Below are 22,309 nucleotides of genomic sequence, written 5' to 3' on the forward strand. Positions count from 1 at the left end.
TAAACTATGCCCATTTATGACCAAGCCTATTATGCTCAGCTATTTAGTGTTTATCTGCCTTTTGCTGAATAGTTTGATTTGTGTTTCACAGACCCTTCCTTCCTCACAGATTTATCATCAGCTACTTCAGCTAAAAGAAACCAAAAGAGTGCTTTACGTAGCTGCGCACCCTGATGATGAAAATACACAGCTGATTGCTGCTCTTGGGAATGGAGAACATGTACAGGTAGCTTATTTGAGTTTGACGAGAGGTGATGGAGGTCAGAATTTGCTGGGAAAAGAACTGGGAATAGAACTGGGGCAGATCAGAACTCAGGAATTGATTCGAGCGCGTGAGATAGATGGGGGAATGCAGTTTTTTACCAGAGCGTTGGATTTTGGTTATTCTAAAAATCCGGATGAAACTCTGCAAAATTGGGATAAGAAAAAGGTGCTTTCAGATGTAGTATGGGTAGTCAGAAAGTTCAAACCTGATATTATTATTACCCGGTTCAACACTGTGCCCGGAGGAGGTAATCACGGACACCATACTACTTCTGCAATTTTGGCTGAAGAAGCTTTTGACTTAGCTGCTGATCCAAAAGCATTTCCTGAACAATTAAACTATGTGGATACTTGGCAGACAAGAAGACTCTTTTGGAACTCGTATAATTTTGGTGGAGAATTTCAGCCTGTAGAGACCGAGAAATATGCTGTTTTTCAAGTAGGTGAATACGATAATTTGCTTGGAAAGACGTATAGCCAAATTGCAGCGGATAGCCGAACCATGCACAAATCCCAGGGATTTGGAGCTACCCCAAGAATAGGCGCCGCCGAGGATCATCTTCAATTCATCAAAGGAGAATCGTTTGAAATGTCAGCTTTTGAAGGAATTCAGAGCCGCTGGAGAGAGTTTGATGGAGGGCAGGAAATAGAGGCTATGATTCAAACTGCGATTGAAGAGTTTGACTTTAAAAATCCCGTAGCCAATATTAAATCTCTGATGCAGATTCGGGCTAAGCTTTCAGCACATGACCCCGAAGCTTTTTGGATCGCAGAAAAGGCGCAGAAATTGGATAGGTTGATTTTTCAGGTAATAGGTTTGAAAATGGAGTTTGTCACGAATCAGGAACTGGGCTTTGGGGGTGAGGACATCAAGGCAAACCTTGTAGTAAACAATCCTTCAGATGTTTTGATTACGGATGTTTCACTGCAGCTTTATGACACGTACTATTCTTCCGGGAAAAAGATAGCTGTCAAGAATGATCCGGTTGAAATTCCCGTTGAATTTCAACCGGATGTAAATGCTCCTGTTTCACAGCCTTATTGGCTGGAAAATCCTGTAATGGATGCGATCTACGATATAAGAGATCAGCAAATGATAGGTAAGCCTTTCAACGACATGAAAGTAGGAGGAGAGCTGTCTTTCAACATTGAAGGACAAGAGTTCAACATAGCAATTCCTTTGGAATACAAATACAATGATCAGGTCGATGGAGAAGTGAAGCAGCCATTTACGATTGTTCCGGAAATTGACTTGGAAGTATCCGATCAAAATGTGTTTCTTATTCCCGGAGTAGACCCTGTAGTCACAGTTACTGTCAATTTTCACGGTAAACTAAAAAAAGGTGAATTGTCTTTTGAAAATCTTCAAGATTCTGAATACGAAATGTTGGGAGTAGAAGATAACCTAACTCAGAGAAAGAGAATTTACCGAGTTTCATTCAAATTGGATAAAAATGAAAAGAGAGAAGTTGTCGCTCGATTCAGCACTTCTGAAGGCCAAGTTTTTGATCAGATTACCCATCGGATTTCATATAAGCATATCCCGAATCTCACCTATTTTTCTAAGGCTGCCATCAATTTGATTCAGGAAAACTGGAATGTTTCCAAAGCGAAAATCGGATACATCATGGGGGCTGGGGACGATGTGCCGGCGGTACTTTCATCTTTAGGGTATCAAGTTACAGAAATTACCGATTATTCTTTGGTAAATCTCTCTCAATACAAAAGTATCGTAGTGGGAATCAGAGCTTACAACACAAATTCAGCACTTGCCGCCAACGAAGAAAATCTAATGACGTATGTAGAAAACGGGGGTACGGTAGTGGTGCAGTACAACGTGAGTAGACCTCTTCTGATTAAAAATTTCGGGCCTTATCCATTTGCAATCAGCAGAGATCGGGTCACAGTAGAAAATTCTCCTTTTGAGGCTGATTGGGATCATCCCGTTCTGGCTGGTCCAAATAAGATAACGGAAGCTGATTTTGACGATTGGGTTCAGGAAAGAGGATTATATTTTGAATCAGATATCGCTCCGGAATATTCTACTCCACTTTCTTTCCAAGACCCGGGCGAAGAGCCTCTGAGAGGTTCATTGATTTATACCACCTATGGTGAAGGTACCTATATTTATACAGGAATCTCGTTCTTTAGAGAACTGCCTGCAGGAGTACCGGGAGCGACTAAACTATTTATCAATCTGATCGAACAGTAATTTTGGAGGAAAAACCTATACGTTGGAAATACCTGTATGCGGGATTGATGGCATGCCTTTTTTTACTTATGGCCTTTTTCTATTGGCTTAAAGTAGCCTACGCATGAGCACGCTGGATTGGATAGTTCTTTTTGGGACATTGGCACTTATAGCTACATACGGGGTCTATAAAACCTATGGAGCTAATAGTCTCGATTCTTATCTAAGGGGTAAAAACTCCATGAACTGGTGGTCAATTGGTTTGTCCATAATGGCCACTCAAGCCTCGGCAATTACATTTTTGAGCACACCCGGGCAGGCGTATGAAGACGGGATGAGGTTTATTCAGTTTTACTTTGGGTTGCCGCTGGCAATGATTATTATTTCGGTGGTTTTTATTCCGATTTATTATCGTTTGAAAGTTTATACCGCATATGAGTTCTTGGAAAATCGCTTTGATTTGAAAACAAGGACACTTGCGGCTTTACTCTTTATACTCCAGAGAGGTTTGGCAGCGGGAATTACCATCTATGCACCTGCGATTATTTTGTCCACCTTACTCGGATGGAATTTGACAGCTACAAATATCCTAATCGGCTCGGTGGTTATCCTGTATACAGTTTCTGGTGGTACAGAGGCTGTTTCCATCACACAAAAGCAGCAAATGGCCGTGATGATGGGCGGGATGATTCTGGCTGGAATTATTGTGATACAGATGCTTCCTATTTCCTTTCGGGAAGCCCTTCATGTAGCGGGAAAGATGGACAAGCTGAATATGATCAACTTGGAATTTGATATTTCGGATAGATACAATGTCTGGTCTGGAATGACTGCTGCGGTTTTTCTTTTCCTTTCGTATTTTGGCACGGATCAAAGCCAGGTACAGCGCTATCTTTCTGGGCAGACGCTTTCCCAGAGTAGGATGGGGTTGATTATGAATGGATTCTTGAAGATCCCCATGCAATTCATTATTCTCTTTATAGGCGTGATGGTGTTTGTTTTTTACCAGTTCTTTTTACCTCCCGTAGTGTTCAACACAGTACAAACGGATAAGCTACGTCAAAGCGAATATGCAGGTGAGTTGGAAGAGTTGGAAGCAGAATATGCGGTGAATTTTGAGGAAAGTAAAATTTATTACCTGGATATGTTGAAGGCAATAGATGCGGAGGATAAACGTGGAGAATCTGAAATTAGGGACAAACTGACCGGTTTAAAATCCATGCAAAACCGGATTAGAGATGATGTGAAAGAATTAATAGTGACCAATGACCCCTTGGCAGAGACTAGGGATACAGATTATGTGTTTATGCGCTTTGTGATGGATCATTTGCCCAAGGGAATTATAGGCTTACTCTTCGCTGTGATCTTTTCTGCCGCCATGTCCTCTACAGCGTCAGAATTGAATGCATTGGGATCTACAAGCACTGTAGATTTATATAAGCGATCCATTAAGAAAAATGCCAGTGATAAACATTACCTGAAATCATCTAAGTTATTTACAGCTTTTTGGGGTATAGGAGCTATTCTCTTTGCTACTTATGCGTCGCTGTTTGAAAACTTGATTCAGGCTGTTAATCTACTTGGTTCCTTGTTTTATGGGACGATTCTCGGAATATTCCTTGTTGCTTTTTTTATGAAATGGGTGAAGGGACAAGCAGTGTTTATTGCAGCTCTGCTTTCCCAAGCATTGGTTTTGTTTGTGCATTTCAGAAATGGAGATGTAGCGGACGGTAAGCTTTGGGATATAGGATTCTTATGGTATAACCCTATCGGCTGTTTGGCAGTAATGCTATTTGCGGCATTAATTCAGGCAGTGATTACCCCTGGGAAGACCAGTGTAGACTAACTAGGGCTTGAAAATCCCAATTTTGGGATTTTCTGATGTAGGAATTAAGTCCTATTGTGGACAATACCCTTGCACTTGCTGAAAAACCGTTCGCATGAAAAATGGGTTAATCATTCAAAATGATAGCTTTTGATCTTTTATTGGCGTGTCTCAGTATGCCCTAACTAATAGAAGCCTCCCAAATGGGGAGGCTTCTATTATATTTCCATCAGATTTTGACGGAAAACTAAACCAAAAGAATTTATTTCAAAGATTTGATCAATCGTTCATTCAAACCTACATAATCCGGATTTCCTGCTTCATCGGCCAAATTCATTGCTTTTTCGGCAGTTTCTACTGCAGTGGTTTTCTTGCCTAAAGCAGCTTCTATTTTAGCTTTCATGTGCATAGTCCAGTATTTCGGATCTTCTTCCACAGATTCATTGATCCAATTGTATGCCTGATTCATATCCTTACTGTTGGTGTAATAGTAGCTGGCAGCAGAGTAAAGTAAGCTAGGGTCTTTACTGTTTCCATCGATTACATAATCCTTGATTTGCGCCATCACAAGAGGATCTACTTCAGTTTCTATTCTGAAGCCCACACGGGTGTTTTCCCATTCCAATGATAGGTCAGATCCTGTATCAGTCATGTTGGCAAAGCTTATTTCGAAGGTTTCACTCTTTTTCTTGAGTTTTGTAGACTTGGCTTTAAAGCGAAGTACATCGTCACTTTGATCATATCCTATAGCTCCCCATAATTTGATGTTTTTGGAAAGGATCATCACCCACTCTGATTTGCCCGGAATAGAATAAAGTGCATACTGGCCTGCAGGAATAGATTTTCCATCTATCAGTACGTCTGTAGAGAAGGAAAGTACTGTGGCACCATTTGCACCGGTTCTCCAGACTTGTCCGTATGGAACCAGTTCTCCAAAAATTTTGCGCTCTTTCGTACTTGGTCTACTGTAATCCACAGTTACATCTGTCAAGCCCACTTTTTGGGCAATCTTTGCTGAAGGTGATGCTTGAGGCATTTGGATCTGCTGAGCAAAGGAGATTAGTGCGCACAGCAAAAAGGTTAAGGTGAAAGCAATCTTTTGTTTCATTGGGATAGAAGTTATAATTTGGATTAAAGTTTCTTAAGCGTAAAATTTGAAAGTATGTTTGGAAAAGTGCTGCAATTTTATGCTTTTTAAATAAAAATTATAAAGTATAATGCGCAATTTTTCACACGGCCTAAAAGGTTTACCATATTTTTTCATCCTCAGTGTATCACATCCGTATAGAATAGTATGAGTTTAGCAATTATAAGCCCCGGCAAGAACCCGGACGTTTGGATCAAAGAATTTAAAGCATTAGATCCTGATTTGGAAATTGAAATCTATCCTGAGATTACCAAACCTGATAAAGTCGAATATGTTTTTCTGTGGCAGCACCCTGAAGGCATGCTTTCAGATTTCCCAAATTTGAAGTTGATCAGCTCCATGGGAGCCGGCGTAGACCATATTCTTAGAGATAAGTCGATTCCTTCGTCCATACCAATTGTTCGTATAGTGGATGAAAAGCTAACTTTTTCTATGACCAACTATGTGATAATGGCTGTGTTGAATTTCCACAGGCAAACGGCTCGCTATCAAGTAAACCAAACAAAAAAAGTATGGGATATGAGCAACCCGGAATTGGATGTGACCGTGGGAGTGATGGGAGTGGGAGCATTGGGTAAAGATGTGATGGACAAGCTCAGCTACATGGGGTTTCATGTAGTGGGATTTGGATTTTCAGAAAAACCTAATTTTGAATATCCCTATTATTCTAAGGAAGGATTGGAGAAATTTTTAAAGGAGGTGAATGTGTTGGTCTGCTTGCTACCACTTACACCTGACACTGAGAATATTTTGAATACTGAGCTTTTTGAGAAATGCAACCCCTATACTTATCTCATCAATGTGGCCAGAGGTAAACATTTGGTAGAGGCTGATTTGATAAAAGCACTGGAAAATGGACAGTTGGCCGGTGCCATGTTGGATGTATATAAAGAGGAACCTTTACCAAAAGACCATCCTTTCTGGGAAAACAATAAAATATCGATGACTCCGCACATAGCGAGTGTGACAAATCCAAAGGCGGCTGCACCTCAAGTGATAGAAAACATCAAACGGATCAAGGAAAACAGAGAGCTTATTAATGTTGTTAATCGAAAAAGAGGTTACTAAAATACGCTATGGAACAGATTTTTAAAATATTGTGCCCAACGGATTTTTCTGAATGCTCTCTCAACGCTATTGAGTATGCAACCAGATTGGGTGAAAAGTACAAAGCTGATTTGATTCTTTTCCATGTGCTTAATCGGGAGGATTACAGAAAACTGTTTCCTTCAGATGCATCAGGCAAGTACCAGAATGAGTTTGTCTCCGAAAAGCTCGATAATTTGCAGCGAGCTGTTGTCAGGGAAGGCATACAGAATGGATTAAAAAGCTGTATTACGTCGGTGAAAGAAGGTAATATCGTCCGGGAGACCTTAGAATATGCGGCGGAAATAAATGCCGGCTTGATTGTGGTAGGAACCGAAGGGGTGAATGATTTCAGAGAAAATATCATAGGCTCACGAGCCAGTAGACTTGTGGAGCAATCAGATCATGACATTCTTGTCGTTCCCCGGAAAGTTTACTTCAAGGCTCCCCGCAAGCTTGTGTATGCCAGTGATTACTTGGAAGAGGATAAGCTTGCAATTCAAAAAGTCGTGGAAGTAGCCGGATTTTTTGATTCGGAGATTGATTTGGTTCATGTCACTACCAGTCAAAAAGCCCTGGATAAATCTCTTCACATGACTATGGTGGAAGAGATACGGCCTTTCATTAAGTATGATAAAGTCAATTATGTTCTGAAAACCTTCAGAGACGATATCGCACTGGGTCTTGAGAATTATCTGCAGACTGCCAAGGGTGATATGTTGATTACACTTAGTGAAAAGAAATCTTTCTTTGATCAGATTTTTTCGAAGAGCCTTTCAAAAAAAATGGCCTATTTTATCAACAAGCCGCTATGGGTGATTAAGTCTTTTTAAAGGGTAGTTTTTTTAACTGCAAAGTTCGCGGAGTTTTTGCGGATATACAATTTGGTTCTTCAGACCTGGATCTAACATAGTCTTCAGACTGCTATTCTTTTAAAATAGTGTAGAGGGTTAATTGCTGCCTCTGTTCATGCTTCACAAACAGGACGTCCAAACTGCCTTTTTTTACCATAAAGTAACAAAAAAATCAAAGTCCAAAATAGCAAGGATAACTGCAGATGAATGATCGCTCTTGTATGTTTGCTATGCTTCTCCTATGTTAGCAAAAGTATAAAAAAGCACCTCTTTAACTGATTATATTTATTGTAAAGTGGTGGGGGATGAGAGCCTATATGTGACTAAATAATCTCAAGATATATTCGCACATAGATATTGCCTCATCCTCTTCTTTCTCTTGGAGTTTAAACAGAATGTAAAGCGTGCCGGTAAGCTTTTTTGCGTTTGGTAACAGCTTGAATGTCGACAAGGAGACAAAACGGAAGGGAGACATCCACTTTCACTTTCTTTAGTTCTAACCATTTATTTTATGAATGTGATCAAACAAACCGTTGGAGTAGATGTAGCCCAGAAGGAATTGGTCTGTGTAGTTGGGGTCCTTCTTGATGATTTTAGTGTATCTCTGAAAGCCAGAAAAGCGTTCGCAAACAACATGTCAGGATTTAAGGCTTTTCTCAAGTGGGCAAAGTCATTTACCGAAGCATCCCTAGACCTAACAGCAGTATTAGAAGCAACGGGAGTTTACCATGAGAAATTCGTCCACTGGTTGGTGGGACAAGAGCAGCAGGTTGCCATCGTTCTGCCCAACAAAATCAGTAATTACATGCGGACGTTATCCATCAAGACCATTACAGACAATACCGCCGCTGAAGCCATCGCCCAGTTTGGTCTTGAAAGTAAACTAGAGACCTGGACTCCACCAAAACCCATCTTTAGAAAACTTAAACAGCTTACCCGGGAAAGAGACCAGACCGTCTGTGAAAGGGTTGTTGTCGCCAATCAACTGCATGCCGAAAATGCAGAGGCTTTTTCGAATGCCAATAGCCTAAAACGACTAAAGGCCCGAAAAGCATTACTTCATAAACAGGAAAAGGAAATCAAGAAGGAAATCCATTTATTGGTTAAGTCCGATCCAAATCTGGAGGAGAACATCAGTTATATGACTTCAATTCCAGGTGTGGGGGAATTAACAGCAGTAATTGCTTTAGCAGAAACAAACGGGTTTGAGCTGGTCATGAACAAACGGCAGCTAGTCAGCTACGCAGGCTTGGATATAAGAGAAAAACAGTCCGGAACTTCCGTCAAAGGGAAACCCAAAATCTCTAAAAAAGGAAATAGACACCTTCGCAAATCAGTGCATTTACCAGCTCTCTGTGCCATCAAGAATTGTTCGTTATACAAGAATAACTTTGCGAGACTAGTCGGAAGACACGGTATAAAAATGAAAGCTGTCGTGGCTGTTCAGCGAAAAATCCTAGAGTTGATGTACATCCTGTATAAAACCAAAACAGTCTTTGAGCTGGAGTATGAACTAAAAAAGGAGCAACAACCTGATGCTGCTACTCCTTTAACAGTCTAGCTTATGCTGACTTGGAAATTAAATTTAAGAAAATATCGATTTCTAATAGGGTTTTAACACAGAATCTATATGGTTATATGCTTTTTCACCACATAGATTCTATAGGTTTTTTTTCGCTCAGATCACTTCTTATTTCAAATCTCAGATCTAACTTGTTCAAAGGTATGAGTCTTCTGACTTGATCATAGTGTCGTGTCAAGCCTAAACCAACGAGTAATCCGGGGTGTCTTTTGGACTATCTTTGCGTTACAAAAAGCCTCAAATAGCTACGGCTATGCTCGTTTTTCGTGCCTTGATCTAGTCCAAAATACCCTACCGCCTTACCCGTCATTTAAGCATTGGCATGACACTAGTATAATGCAGGCTTCAGACTGCCCAAGACCAAAAAGTATTGTTTAAACTATGATTTCTTAAGTTTTTACTCACTCTTTTTTTTGCCAAACACCCCTTTTAAATAATCAGCAAATTCTTTACGTGTCTTTGCATTTGTGAACATAGAACCCAACGTATTTAAGAAATGGTTAAATGACATTTCGTTCTTTTGAGCTGGGGCTGTAGGTTTTTCAATTGATTTTTGACCAACTTTAGGTAAGTCAGAACCTTCTTCAGATGGTTTTGGACTTGGTGTAGATGTTTCTTTTGGCTTATAGCCCACTAGATCATCGGCCTTCTCGAAACTTTTCTTTGATTTTTCCTTGTAACCTAGTTTCTCCTCCACAAGTCCCATATTATTGTGTGAGACTGCATCTTCGGGATCCAGCTCAATGGCTTTCTGATAATCTACAATTGCGCCCTTCAGGTCGCCGATTCGATCTTTTAAATATGCCCGGCTGCTGTAGCGGTAAGGATTTTTTGGATCCAGATTTGCCGCACGGTCTAGCTCAGTAAGGGCTTCTTCATTTCTCGCGAGCAGGTGCAAGACCACCGCCCTGTCAGAGATAAAATCTGTATTGTATGGTTCCAGCGATGTAATCAAGTCAAACTCTACCAAGGCTTCCCCTGTTCTCCCAAGTCTGGAAAGTATTCTGCCACGATTAAGATGCAGCTGCGTATGGTTTGGAGTAGCTTTTACCAATTCATCAAAAATGGCCAAAGCCTCCTCAAATTTCCCTGATTTATATAATTCAATTCCTTTTTCGAAGCTCATAATCTATTTTTTTTAACCACAAAGGTCACGCAAAGGGACGCTGTGCATATTTTAACCACAAGTTTATGTGGGTAATGATTGCTAGTTCTGTTTTAGTTTTCACTTTTGCCGGGACACGCAATCTACAGATAGGGTTTATTAAGCATGACGTTTTACAACATCTTTAGGTGAACCCCTGTTTTAGTAACCGCAAAGTGTACGGAGGTTAACGCAGAGGGCTCAAATTTTTTCTTAAGGCTAGTTCAAGGTCTTCAGACTTGGACTTTTAATAATGACGTCTCCTGACCGGTCGATAAAAGCTGTTACTCTTACAAAGACAAAGTTAAGACCAGAATAGTTTAACAAAGAATCTTTCCCCTGTTTTTGCAGGCAAATGAATAGGCCTGTTATCTTTAAGGTCTGAGATTACCTAGAATTATGCCCCAACAACCACAAGCTGTACTTAAGGATCTGAAAGCTAAAAAGTTTGCTCCCATATACTTTTTGGATGGGGAGGAACCTTTCTTTATTGATCAGATCACGGATTTCATAGAGAAAAATGCAATAGCCGAACATGAGCGTGGGTTTAATCAAGTAATCCTGTATGGAAAAGATTCAAATGTAGGTCTGATTCTCAATAATGCGAGGAAATTCCCAATGATGGCCGACCGGCAGGTGGTGATAGTCAAAGAAGCCCAAAGTCTCACAGATTTGGGAAAAGAGGATATGCAAAAACTCCTTATCAGCTACGTGCAAAATCCCCTTCCAAGTACCATTTTGGTTTTCGCCCATAAATACAAAAAGCTGGACGGAAGAAGTGCCCTTTATAAAGAGTTGGATAAGAAAACGGTTTATGTGCGCTCCGAGAAGGTTAAAGATTACAAGCTTACTGATTGGATAGAGGGGTTTATTAAGGAGACTGAGCATTCAATAGATTCACGTGCAGCTCAGCTTTTATCTGATTCTATCGGAAATAATCTGGAAGTGCTTTCAAATGAAATAGGTAAAATGCTTATCAATTTTCGGGAACCGACGAAAATTACTTCTGAGCATATTTCTAAGTACATAGGCATCAATAAGGATTACAATAATTTTGAATTCCTGAAAGCAATTGGTTTCAAAGATGTGGTGAAAGCAAATCAGATAATCCATTATTTCATCCAGAATCCCAAGGCAAACCCTGTGATTCCCATGTTTTCGTTGATGTTCAACTACTTTACCAGAATTGCTTTGATCCATCAGGCGAAAAAATCTGGAGCAAACGAGCAGCAGCTGGCTAGTCTTTTGGGGTTGCCTCCATTTGTAGTCAAAGAATACATGGTAGCGTCCAGAAACTATAATTTGGGCAAGGTAATTGATGTGTTCGGATACATCAAAGAGGCTGATCTTCGTTTCAAGGGAGTTGACTCCGGAAGTCTGAGCGAAGCAGAAAACCTCCGAGAGCTTGTTTACAAGATTTTGCATTGATTACCTAATCCACTTTATGAAATCGAGCTTGTCGAAGGCAGAAAGGCATGATCCCGTACCTAAGTTATCACCGAGTGGGATGATTATTAATCAAGCGACCCGCCTGCCTGCAGCCGGGGAATCCCGATTTCCGGGACAGGTAATGACCGCTGAAAGACAAATTATAGACACATGAAATATCACCTTGTGCTCCTGGCGGGCCTTGGACTTAGTTTAGAGGCATATTCTCAATCTACCCTCTATCAGACCAGTCCCCAACAGAAGCTAGATCACAATCTGGCTCTTTTTGACAAGCAGCTTTTTTCTGCAAGTATCTATGACAATACAAGACTTCTGGAAGAGTCTGTAAATTCAGGGCAGGCAAAAGCGGCGGAATTGAACAGGGCTATGGCAGCACTGCAGCTGGAAAGCCCCGATGGTGCCGGCTTAATGAAAAAGTATATTTATGACCATGGAAATGATCCTTCCGTGACTACTGCGGGTTTGTATCTGGGAGATCATTTTTTCTTCAAAAGAAATTTTGCGGAGGCAATAGAGAGCTACGAATTGGTCGACGCAAAGAAGTTGCCTGCGGCTGATCAGGCCGAAGTGTTGTTCAAGCAGGGATATGCCCATTTTCAGATGAACCAATATGCTCAAGCCGCAACTTTTTTCGATGCGGGTAAAGCGCTAAACCAGCAGGCGAGTTTTGATTCTTATTATTATAGCGGCTTCATTGCAATGGAAAATGGCAACACTTCCAAAGCCATTTCAGATCTTCAGACTGCATCCCAATCCCCCTACTATGCAGATAAGGTTCCATATCTATTGGCAGCTCTTTACTACAAGCAGGGAAATTATGATCAACTGATCAGCTTTGCCGAACCGAAACTGACAAGTGGGCAAAATCTAGAGAAAAAAGAAATAATTTATTTGTACTTAGCTGAGGCATATTATGCCAAAAAGAACTTCCCTAAAGCTGCTGAAAACTACGATGCTTTCATCAACTCCCGCAAGGGGGAGTTAGGGAGAGAGGAAATCTATAAAGCCGGGATCGCTCAGTTTGAAATCAAAAACTATCAACGGGCTACCGATTACCTGAAAGTATCTGCATCGGCGACTGATGAAATAGGACAGGCTTCCAGTTACTATCTTGCCCAGGCATACCTTAAGCTTGAAAATTATCAATTTGCTTCTACAAGTTTTCAGTCAGCAGCCAAATCTGATTTTAACATGGCGATTAAGGAAGAATCCATATTCAACTATGCCAAAGTAAATCTCCAGAAAGGCAGTTTCCAATCTGCGATCACCGCTTTGGATGAATATGTAGCTAACTATCCTTCTGGAAAATATAGGACTGAAGCTGAGAATTTACTCTCAGAAGCACTTGTAAATACCAACGATTACCTCCGGGCCATAGAGCAGATGGATAAGATATCCAATAAATCTCCGCGAATCCGGGAAGCTTATCAGAAAGTAGCTTTTTATCAGGCGATGGTTTATTACCGCGATCAAAAGTGGAATCCAGCACTGGCTTACCTTGATAAATCACTGCAATATCCGGTAGATAAAGGTATGGTTTTGGATTCTCACTTCTGGAAAGGAGAGATCAATTCTGCAGCAGATAATTTGCCCCAGGCAATTAAATCCTACGAATCGGTGATTAATCAGCGTCCATCCGGTGCAAACGGCACAGTCGCCAAAACCCATTATGGACTTGGCTATGCTTATTTCAACTCGCAGCAATATTCAAAAGCTGAGGAGCAGTTCAGAAAATTCACAGAGAACAGACAGATTATTGCCAACAAGCAGCAATACGACGATGCGATTTTGAGATTGGGGGATTGTCACTACGTACAGAAGAGATTTGGAGAAGCAGCCACTACTTTTCAGCGGGCGATCAATGAAGGGAATTCGGGAGCGGATTATGCTTACTATCGATTGGCAGTAGTACAGAATTTTCAGTCTAGGAATCAGGAAGCCTTGGGACAGTTGGATGTGTTGATTTCCCGCTATCCGGGCAGTTTGTATTTGGAAGATGCGCTTTATCAGCGTGGACAGATCTATATGGAGGAGACCAGCTACAAGGCAGCCTCTGTTTCTTTCACTGATTTGCTGAGCACTAAACCAAATAGTCCATTTGTGCCCTATGCTTTGGAAGGTAGAGCCGTGGCAAATTTTTCACTTCAGAATTACGAGCAGACCATCCAAGATTACAGTACGATCTTGAATAATCACCCAAATGCCCAAAACGCAGAAACTGCGCTAAAAGGACTTCAGGAAACGCTCGCTCTTCAGGGAAGATCAGGCGAGTTTTCTGACTATCTAAGCAAATACAAAGGGGCTAATCCAAGTAATGGAAGTGTACAGTCTCTTGAATTTGAAGCAGCAAAAGGAGCGTTTTTCGACAAAAATTATTCACAGGCAGTTAGAAGCTTCGAAAATTATCTGAAAAGCTATCCTCAATCAGCTCAGCGGGCTGATGCACTGTATTTCTTGGGAGACAGCTATATGCAGCTTGGCGATACTGATAAGGCATTGGCACAGTTCAAGACTCTAGAAAGAGAGCCTGCTTCTCCTCAGCGAATCCGTGCTATGCAGAAACTGGGTATGATAGAATTGGAAAGAGGAAACTATGCGCAGGCAATTCCATACTTGGAGACTTCTGTTCAAAATGCCCGTAGCAAGCCTGAGGAAGCAGAGGCTATTCAGGGATTGATGGTTGCCAACTTTGAAACGAAGAACTACCAACAGGCAATTACACAGGCAGAGCGCTTATCCAAGCTGGACGGAGTGATCCCTGAAACGTCTCCCAAAGCTTTGCTTATCAAAGCAAAATCTCAGCGTGAATTGAATCAGAAGCCACTGTCTGAATTGACGTTGACGGCTTTGGTGAACGATTACAAGACAGAGCAGGGGGCTGAAGGGCTTTATTTATTGGCATTCGCTTTACAGGAAAAGGGTGAAGTGACAGAATCCAACGAGTTAATATTTGATCAGTCGGGTCCATTTGTCAATTATGATTATTGGTATGGAAGAATCTTTTTGCTGCTGGCGGATAATTATGTGAAGAGCGGGGAGGAGTTTCAGGCGAAAGCAACCTTGGAATCTATAGTAGAAAATTCTACAAATGCTGAAATCAAAGAAATGGCTCAATCCAAACTTCAAACGCTTAATTAAACCATGAAAAAGCTAGCGAAAACTATCCTTTTGACAGGAATTATCGGTTTGACATCCGGATGGGGCATGGCACAGACCCAGCAAAGAGGCGCAGTGACTGATCAGGAATTTGTGATCCGTAAAGACCGGGTACTCACTGTGCCTGTTCAGCCAAGAATGTATGAAAAATTACCAGTATTGCCGAAACCGACGGGTTTAAGTGAATATAATTACTTGGTGACAAGCTATCCTTTGAATCTTAAACCTTTGGATCTGAAAGCTGAACCTTCCCAGAAAGTTTATACACCTAAACGTTTGGATTTATATCCAGGCTACATACGTGCTGGCTACGGAAATTTTTCTTCTCCGCTGTTGGAGGCCAGATACATGGGGACGGATATCGCCGATTTCAATTACTCATTCCAGCTCAATCACCAGAGTTTTGGAAAAGGTCCTGTGTTGCAAGAAGAGTCCAAGGAATCCCATACTGATTTAGGATTTGATGGCAGTTACTTTACAGACTTTTTCGAAGTGTTCGGTGGGCTCAGTTGGAATCAGGATAGTTATCAGTTCTATGGGCAGGATCCCAATCAACTTACGGATGAAAATGGTCGGTTTGTAGGGTTTGACGGAAATGTGCTTCAAGCCGTTGAGGTGAAAGCAGGTATTCGGGAACTTGAAAAGGTAGGCCCTTTTTCCTACGAAGGCCAATTGAGTTTTAGGAACTTCACAGATAGCTATATGGTCAAGGAGAACCAGATCGGGGTAGCAGCAAGTGGAACCTTCAGGCCTACTGATGATTGGGCTGGGAAGGTAGGTTTGTCTTATTTTTCCACCAGTCCTGAAGATGTGAATTATTCGTTGAAGAGGACGTATTTTGCTATCCGTCCTACGATTTCATACAAGTACGAGGCGTTTAATTTCACAGCAGGAGTAAACCTTGTTTCTGAGAATGATTCACTGGAGAATAAATCAAGTGATTTTCATGTGTTTCCCGTGCTGAAAGCTAATTACCGGTTCGCTGAAGAGTTTGGCTTTTTCGCCGAATTATCCGGAGATGTACAGCGAAATACCTACTACAGTTTTGTGAATGAAAATCCTTTTTTGGGACCAAGTGAGCAATTGCTCAATACGGTTCAGAATTACAAAATCGAAGCAGGTATCGAAGGCCAGTTTCAAGGTGCATTCAGTTATAGAGGAGCAGTCAATGTGAGTCGCTATAATCAGATGCATTTCTTTGTGAATAATTACTCAAACAATCTGGTAACATCCGATTCAGCAAGGTTTAGCCTAGTATATGATGATAAGACCACGGTTTATAATATCAATGCAGAACTTGGGTACAAATTTTCTGATATTTATTCTCTCAATGGAAGACTGGATCTGTATCAGTACGATCTGGGCACGCAAGTTGAACCTTGGAATAGACCCATCTGGGAATTGAGAGTCAATAATCAGGTAACTCCAATTGAGCGATTGATCGTGCAGGCAAATTTGAATTTGATGGGAGGGATAAAAGCCCGTGGGGCTGACTTGAGTGACACATCAGATTCGGGGCCTTACGATGTGGTTAAATTGAAGACAATCGCTGATTTGCAGTTGAAAGCGGATTATGGGATCACTGATCGGATCTCGATTTTTGCCGAAGGCAATAATATCCTGAACGGTAAAAATATGCGTTGGCTGAATTATCCCGTAAGAGGAATCCAGTTTGTCGGAGGAGCGTCCTTTAAATTCTAAGATGATTGAAGCTTTGGGTTGGGGTTTAGACTCAATTCATTTAGTTTCGTAACATTCCCTGAAAACAATGACCGGTAAAATCACAGATAATAGGCACTGGACTGATCCTAAAGATTACGGGCTTCCCTATGTGGAAGTTGTCCCTTTGGCACAGGCAGAAGTTCCGAAGAAAGAGGTGGGAAAAGTAGGTCCTATAGACGTATCGGAAATTAAGAAGAGAACCATACAGGAAGCAAAATCTCCTATGGCTCAACCCGTAAAGAACCTTGGATCTGAATATAAAATTGAGAAAAAGAAATCCAACAATTCTTGGATATGGATTGCTGCGGTTTTGGCACTGGCTGTAGTTGGAGTGATTGTTTGGCAAATGAATAAGTCTGTAGTTCCAACCTCTCTTTCGGCTGAGCTTGTTTCAGAATCTGCGGAAGATTTGGCTAGCGAGAATGATGATAATGGGGCTGTCAATTCTATCGTAAGCGAAGAAATGAAAGAGATTGATAATCAGTATGAAGAGTTGGATTCTATGAGTTCTGCTTTACCCGCTTCTGAATCGGCCCAAACCGGTACAACTATTGTACCTAAGGAGTCTGGAACTTTGGTGAGGGTAACGGAAAAAGCTGAACGTCCTCAATTCTATATTATAGTAGGAAGTCTTCCCAATGAGGCTATGGCTTTGAAGGAAGTTTCCAAGTATACAAACAGGGCTGAGACCGTTTACTTGATTTTGCCATACGAAGATGTTACTAATTATCGTTTGGCTATAGGGACTTCAGAAGGCTGGACGGCTATCAATGAAGAGCTGGCTCGGGTCAAAGACCAGTACTCAGAGGATTTATGGATTTTGAAATATTAATATGATTTTACTTCAAACGCTCTCTACAGATACTCTTTCTGCAGCAGACAGCCTGGCGATGGGTGCCACCAAGGACACTATTGGTCTTCTGGATCTTTTGATCAAAGGCGGCTACATGATGGTTCCGCTTTACCTATTGTTTATTCTGGCGATTTTTATCTTTGTAGAGCGTTTACTTACGCTCAATAAAGCCTCTAAAACCTCAGCACATCTGATGGATCAGGTAAAAGTACTGGTTCAGAGTGGTCAAACGGAAAAAGCAAAAATCCTCTGTGCAGGTGAGCATACTCCTGTTGCCAATATGATTGCTAAAGGAATTGAGCGCATAGGGTCTCCATTAAAAAATATAGAAGTAGCTATCGAAAATGTAGGCAAAATAGAGATTTATAAGTTGGAGAAAAACTTGAATCTTCTCGCTACAGTATCCGGTGCAGCTCCAATGATTGGTTTCTTGGGAACTGTTGCCGGTATGATTCAAGCCTTTATTGCCATAGCTCAAGAAGAGGGTATGGTCTCACCGAAGCTACTATCAGAAGGTATTTATGAAGCGATGATCACTACTGCTGCAGGATTGGTAGTAGGTATTATTGCTTACTTGGGATATAATTTTCTGGTATCGAAGGTGTCCAAGCTTGTTCACAACATGGAATATTCTTCGATAGAATTTATTGACTTGCTACAAGATTGATACTATGGGACTTCAGGCTAAAAATAAAGTTGATCCGGCATTCAGCATGTCATCCATGACAGATATTATATTTCTGTTATTAATCTTTTTTATGCTTACTTCTTCCTTCATTACCCCTTCGGGATTGCCTGTGAATTTACCTTCGAGCGAAACTTCAGATATCGTGATGCAGGAAGTTACCGTTACAGTGACTAAGGATCTTAAGTATTCTGTAAATGATAGGATCGTCCCAAGGGAACAAATCAAAGGAGAATTGACTTCTTTACTTAAGGACAAGAAAAGTCAGGTCGTGCTGCATATTGACAAGGATGTCCCAGTGGAGTATTTGGTGGAGATCGGAGGCATTGCAGCAGGATTGGAAGCAAATGTTTCTATCGCAACAAAACCATTCTAGAAAGAAATGGAATACTGGAACGCAGATAAAATAGAGAACGAAAGCAAGAAAAAATCGTGGATAATCACCATTATCTTCAACGTGTTGCTTTTGATTGCGCTCTATTTTATTGTGGTATGGAAGCAGCCCGTTCCGCCTTTGCCTACCTTCGGTCTGGAACTTAATCTTGGTTTTACACCGACTGGTTCCGGTGAACGGAATAGCCCTAACGCTCCCTCAGAAGTGCCTACACCGGTAGTAGAAGCAGCCGCTCCCGGAGAAATAGCCCCGGAAGTGAGTAAGCCAGCCACTCCGGCACCAAGCCCGAAAACAGAGACAGCTAAGCCTGCCGCACAACCCAAACCATCAGTAAACAAAGCTGTAACTACCAAACCATCGCCTATCAGAGGCGAGGAAAAGGCTACTGAGCAAACCAAAAAGCCTGAACCTGTAAAGCAAGAAGCTGCAAAGCCTGTGGAAACCCCGGCGAAAGCAGAAGAGAAAGAAACGGTGCAAAAAGCTCCTGAAAAACCAAAAATTGATCAGAGAGCCATCTTTGGTGCAGGAGGGACTTCGGGAAAAGGAACTACACCTGCCTCCGGCGGAGCTCAGGGAACGTCAAAAGAAAAAGGTGATGAAGGCGATCCGAAAGGAACCGTAGATGGAAGAGCCATTATGGGAGTAGGTTCCGGAAAAGGTGCCAATTCAGGTGATGGGTATAGCTTAGATCTTGCTGGATGGGACTTTGCTCAGCGTCCGAATATCAATGACAGAGTTTCCACCCGAAACGGTAGAATTGTTTTTAAGATCACCATTGACGATATGGGAAGAGTGGTACAGGCAGTTCCTTTGGAATATAATGTCTCAAATGATGTGCTGGCTTATTATCGTCAGGTAGTAAACCAGATATCATTTAAAAAACAAGGTGGTGCGGCTGCTGAGTTTTCTACCGGTAAAATCACATTTGTCGTTAAGGTAGATTAGGAAATGGATTACCAGGAGACGCTGGATTATTTGTTTAATTCCCTTCCCATGTTCCAGCGGGTGGGGGCCTCGGCTTTCAGAAAGGATCTACGAAGCACTATTTTGCTCTGTGACCACCTAGGCAATCCCGAGCACAAATTCAAGTCAATCCATGTGGCAGGCACAAATGGGAAAGGAAGTTCCTCCCACAGTCTGGCAGCTATTTTTCAGAGTGCAGGCTATAAAACCGGGCTTTATACCTCTCCCCATCTCAAGTCTTTTACTGAAAGAATAAGAATTAATGGACTGGAAATAAGTCCTGACTTAGTCGTTCAGTTCGTGGAAGAAAACAAAAGCTTTCTGGATGAACTGAAGCCTAGTTTTTTTGAGATGACAGTGGGCATGGCTTTCTGGCATTTTGCACAGAAGGAAGTAGACATTGCTATCGTAGAAGTAGGTATGGGTGGGAATTTCGATAGCACCAATGTGATCACTCCTGAGCTTTCTTTGATCACTAATATTGGCTTTGATCATGTACAGTTTCTTGGGGTTACTTTGCCGTTGATTGCGGGAGAAAAAGCAGGAATTATCAAGGGAAATATTCCTGTGGTGATCAGCGAAACTCATGAGGAAACCAGTGCCGTTTTTATTGAGAAGGCCAAAAAGATGAATGCCCCAATCACTTTTGCAGATGAAAATTGGAAAGCCTATAAAGAAGCTGAGGAAGATGGAAAGACGAATTATACTATTCAAGCTAGTGGTGAATTAAAATGGTCTGTGAAGACACAGACCACGACAGCAAGTGATAAAACGCTAGATTCTAAAGTTGGTTTTAACCGGTTTGTGAAGTCACAAACCGGGGCACTACAAGGTTTTTTTTTCCAACTGACTTTCGGGCTGAACGGAAATTATCAGAAATATAACCTTCCTGGTATTTTGGAATCAATCGTTCAAATGCGGAAAATGGGATGGAATTTGCCGGACGAAGCTGTATTGGAAGGATTGAAAAATGTCACCGAACTTACCGGTTTGAAAGGTAGATGGCAGATGCTCTCTTCTCATCCCACGGTCATCTGCGATACCGGGCATAATGAAGCAGGCTTTAGTGAGATACTTTCCCAATTGGATACCTATACGTTTTCTAAGCTTTGGTTTGTATTGGGAATGGTTCAGGATAAGGATATTTCCAAGGTGCTTTCCATGCTTCCAAGCTCTGCGACTTATGTTTTTTGTGAAGCTAAACTCCCAAGAGCTTTACCTGCCGTTCAATTGGCAGAAAAAGCACATTTTTTCAATTTGAAAAGTGAAGTAATTCCGGATGTAAACGAAGCCTTAGCATTTGCTAGAAAAAATGCAGACAAAGATGACTTGATTTTTGTGGGAGGGAGTACTTTTGTAGTTGCAGAAATCGAAGAGCTTTAGATGAGTAGAAAGAAACTGGTTCGCTTCCAAGACAACGAGGCGAACCCAAATGTTATTCAGGCCGGAAAGGCAATTTTTGAAACAATCAAGGGAAACTGGAAGGAACTACAGTTTCAGAATCCAAATCCCATTGTCGTGGAGTTAGCTTGCGGGAGAGGAGAGTTCACTGTTGGTTTAGCGCGTAATTTTCCCAATCAGAACTTTATAGGTGTAGATATCAAAGGAAGTAGGATCTGGAAGGGAAGTTCAACAGCCACTGCTGAAGGTATTCACAATGTGGCATTCCTTAGGACACAGATTGAACTTCTGGACAAGTACTTTGCGGCGGATGAAATTTCGGCACTATGGATTACATTTCCTGATCCCTTCCCGAGGGACGGGGATGAAAAGCGAAGACTAACCTCACCGCGCTTTTTGGATATGTATAAGTCCATGTTGGAGAAAGATGGCTTTTTACACTTTAAGACAGACAACACTGAGCTGTTCAATTATTCTCTTGAACTTTTCCAAAGTAGGGAAGATATCGAAGTAATCGGCTTCACCCATGATTTCTATCAAAGCGAATGGAAAGATGACCACTTTGGGATACAAACCCGCTACGAAAAGATGTTTTCTGACAAGGGTGAAAAAATCAAGTACCTTAAATGCAGGTTTATTTGAGGTTATTTGATTTATTTCCCGCAGATGATCGCAGATCGGCGGAGATTTGGGCTAATGACTCGGTTGAATCTAAGTTAATGGCAATTAAAAAAATCTGCGATTATCAGCGATCCTTTTCAGCGTAGATCAGCGGGAAGCATACTAAAAGCAATCTGCCATTGAACCTTAGAACCTACATTCATTTGGATACACGAAATATCATATTGAATTATGAGCAAAAAGAAGCACTTGGTAGTTCTCAGCGGTGCAGGCATCTCTGCAGAGAGTGGAATCAAAACTTTTAGGGATTCCGGAGGGCTTTGGGAAGGTCATGACGTAATGGAAGTGGCTTCCCCGGAGGGATGGAATCGAAATCGACGACTTGTCCAGAATTTTTATAATCAACGGAGAAAGCAATTGCTCGAATGCGAACCTAATCAGGCACATCTGATTTTAGCTGAGTTGGAGAAGGAATATGAGGTATCCATCATCACGCAAAACGTGGACGATCTGCATGAGCGTGCAGGTTCCACACGGGTTATTCATCTCCACGGAGAACTTAAAAAAGCTCAGAGCACCGTGGATCCCCGGTTGGTTTATGAGTTGGACCATTGGGAAATCAAAGAGGGGGATAGATGCGAGAGAGGAAGTCAGCTGCGCCCTTATATCGTATGGTTTGGTGAGCAAGTTCCAATGATGGAAAAAGCGAGTGAAATCGTTGCTTCAGCTGATATTTTCGTAGTGGTCGGGACTTCCCTTCAGGTCTATCCTGCTGCTAGTTTAATTGAAGATGTTGTTACTGAAACCACCATTTATGTAATTGATCCAAAAAATCCAACAATAAATTTCAGACGAAATGTGGTCAGTATACGGGAAAACGCCACTATTGGAATGAAGACTTTGGAGAAAGTGTTAAAGTCTGGAATTTAATTTTTGTTCAGCAGGGAAAAGCCATAAATTGAAGGATAAATT

At 41.5% G+C, this 22,309-nt stretch carries 17 protein-coding genes; 15 read left to right on the top strand and 2 right to left on the bottom strand.

Annotation, left to right across the window (positions count from 1 at the left end; translation table 11 throughout):
- Positions 1-16: 16 nt before the first annotated feature.
- Positions 17-2,476, top strand: a complete 2,460-nt coding sequence (locus ID165_RS06530) for a PIG-L family deacetylase (RefSeq protein ID WP_225587012.1) — start codon at positions 17-19, stop codon at positions 2,474-2,476.
- Between the two features lie 103 nt (positions 2,477-2,579).
- Positions 2,580-4,301 (top strand): sodium:solute symporter, encoded by a 1,722-nt coding sequence (locus tag ID165_RS06535; protein WP_192349562.1) that lies wholly within the window; start codon positions 2,580-2,582, stop codon positions 4,299-4,301.
- 241 nt (positions 4,302-4,542) lie between these two features.
- Here ID165_RS06535 and ID165_RS06540 read toward each other — a convergent pair whose 3' ends face one another.
- Positions 4,543-5,388, bottom strand: coding sequence for a DUF2911 domain-containing protein (locus tag ID165_RS06540; protein WP_192349563.1), 846 nt, complete (start codon positions 5,386-5,388; stop codon positions 4,543-4,545).
- A gap of 186 nt (positions 5,389-5,574) precedes the next feature.
- Here ID165_RS06540 and ID165_RS06545 point away from each other — a divergent pair, with 186 nt between their 5' ends.
- The 3 genes from ID165_RS06545 to ID165_RS06555 all read left to right on the top strand — a co-directional run bounded on the left by ID165_RS06545 (position 5,575) and on the right by ID165_RS06555 (position 8,928).
- A complete protein-coding gene (locus ID165_RS06545; RefSeq protein WP_192349564.1) occupies positions 5,575-6,495 on the top strand; it encodes a glyoxylate/hydroxypyruvate reductase A in 921 nt (306 codons plus the stop codon).
- Positions 6,496-6,503: 8 nt separating this feature from the next.
- Positions 6,504-7,346 (top strand): universal stress protein, encoded by an 843-nt coding sequence (locus ID165_RS06550; protein WP_192349565.1) that lies wholly within the window; start codon positions 6,504-6,506, stop codon positions 7,344-7,346.
- Positions 7,347-7,878: 532 nt separating this feature from the next.
- A complete protein-coding gene (locus ID165_RS06555) occupies positions 7,879-8,928 on the top strand; it encodes an IS110 family transposase (RefSeq protein WP_192349566.1) in 1,050 nt (349 codons plus the stop codon).
- Positions 8,929-9,346: 418 nt separating this feature from the next.
- Here the strand turns inward: ID165_RS06555 and ID165_RS06560 are convergent, their stop codons facing one another.
- Complete coding sequence (locus ID165_RS06560) at positions 9,347-10,075, bottom strand: tetratricopeptide repeat protein (RefSeq protein ID WP_370539739.1); 729 nt, start codon at positions 10,073-10,075, stop codon at positions 9,347-9,349.
- 417 nt (positions 10,076-10,492) lie between these two features.
- Here ID165_RS06560 and holA point away from each other — a divergent pair, with 417 nt between their 5' ends.
- From holA to ID165_RS06610, 10 genes are all read left to right on the top strand, one after another.
- The gene (gene holA / locus ID165_RS06565; RefSeq protein ID WP_192349567.1) at positions 10,493-11,521 is read left to right on the top strand and encodes a DNA polymerase III subunit delta; all 1,029 of its coding nucleotides are present in this window, start codon (positions 10,493-10,495) and stop codon (positions 11,519-11,521) included.
- A 171-nt stretch (positions 11,522-11,692) separates the two neighbouring features.
- Entirely contained in the window at positions 11,693-14,680 is a 2,988-nt protein-coding gene (locus tag ID165_RS06570) for a tetratricopeptide repeat protein (RefSeq protein ID WP_192349568.1), read from the top strand.
- Between the two features lie 3 nt (positions 14,681-14,683).
- Positions 14,684-16,399: a TonB-dependent receptor gene (locus ID165_RS06575; RefSeq protein WP_192349569.1), complete on the top strand. Its 1,716-nt coding sequence runs from the start codon at positions 14,684-14,686 to the stop codon at positions 16,397-16,399.
- Positions 16,400-16,466: 67 nt separating this feature from the next.
- Complete coding sequence (locus tag ID165_RS06580) at positions 16,467-17,252, top strand: hypothetical protein (protein ID WP_192349570.1); 786 nt, start codon at positions 16,467-16,469, stop codon at positions 17,250-17,252.
- A gap of 1 nt (position 17,253) precedes the next feature.
- A complete protein-coding gene (locus ID165_RS06585) occupies positions 17,254-17,940 on the top strand; it encodes a MotA/TolQ/ExbB proton channel family protein (RefSeq protein ID WP_192349571.1) in 687 nt (228 codons plus the stop codon).
- 4 nt (positions 17,941-17,944) lie between these two features.
- Positions 17,945-18,334 carry a biopolymer transporter ExbD gene (locus tag ID165_RS06590; RefSeq protein WP_192349572.1) on the top strand — a complete coding sequence of 130 codons (390 nt, stop codon included), beginning with the start codon at positions 17,945-17,947 and terminating at the stop codon, positions 18,332-18,334.
- A 6-nt stretch (positions 18,335-18,340) separates the two neighbouring features.
- Positions 18,341-19,297 (top strand): energy transducer TonB, encoded by a 957-nt coding sequence (locus ID165_RS06595; protein WP_192349573.1) that lies wholly within the window; start codon positions 18,341-18,343, stop codon positions 19,295-19,297.
- Positions 19,298-19,300: 3 nt separating this feature from the next.
- Positions 19,301-20,698 carry a folylpolyglutamate synthase/dihydrofolate synthase family protein gene (locus ID165_RS06600; RefSeq protein ID WP_192349574.1) on the top strand — a complete coding sequence of 466 codons (1,398 nt, stop codon included), beginning with the start codon at positions 19,301-19,303 and terminating at the stop codon, positions 20,696-20,698.
- Positions 20,699-21,358, top strand: a complete 660-nt coding sequence (gene trmB, locus ID165_RS06605) for a tRNA (guanosine(46)-N7)-methyltransferase TrmB (protein ID WP_192349575.1) — start codon at positions 20,699-20,701, stop codon at positions 21,356-21,358.
- Between the two features lie 210 nt (positions 21,359-21,568).
- Positions 21,569-22,267, top strand: coding sequence for an NAD-dependent deacylase (locus ID165_RS06610; RefSeq protein ID WP_192349576.1), 699 nt, complete (start codon positions 21,569-21,571; stop codon positions 22,265-22,267).
- Positions 22,268-22,309: the final 42 nt, after the last annotated feature.

This window comes from Algoriphagus sp. Y33 (genome assembly GCF_014838715.1).
Classification (GTDB): domain Bacteria; phylum Bacteroidota; class Bacteroidia; order Cytophagales; family Cyclobacteriaceae; genus Algoriphagus.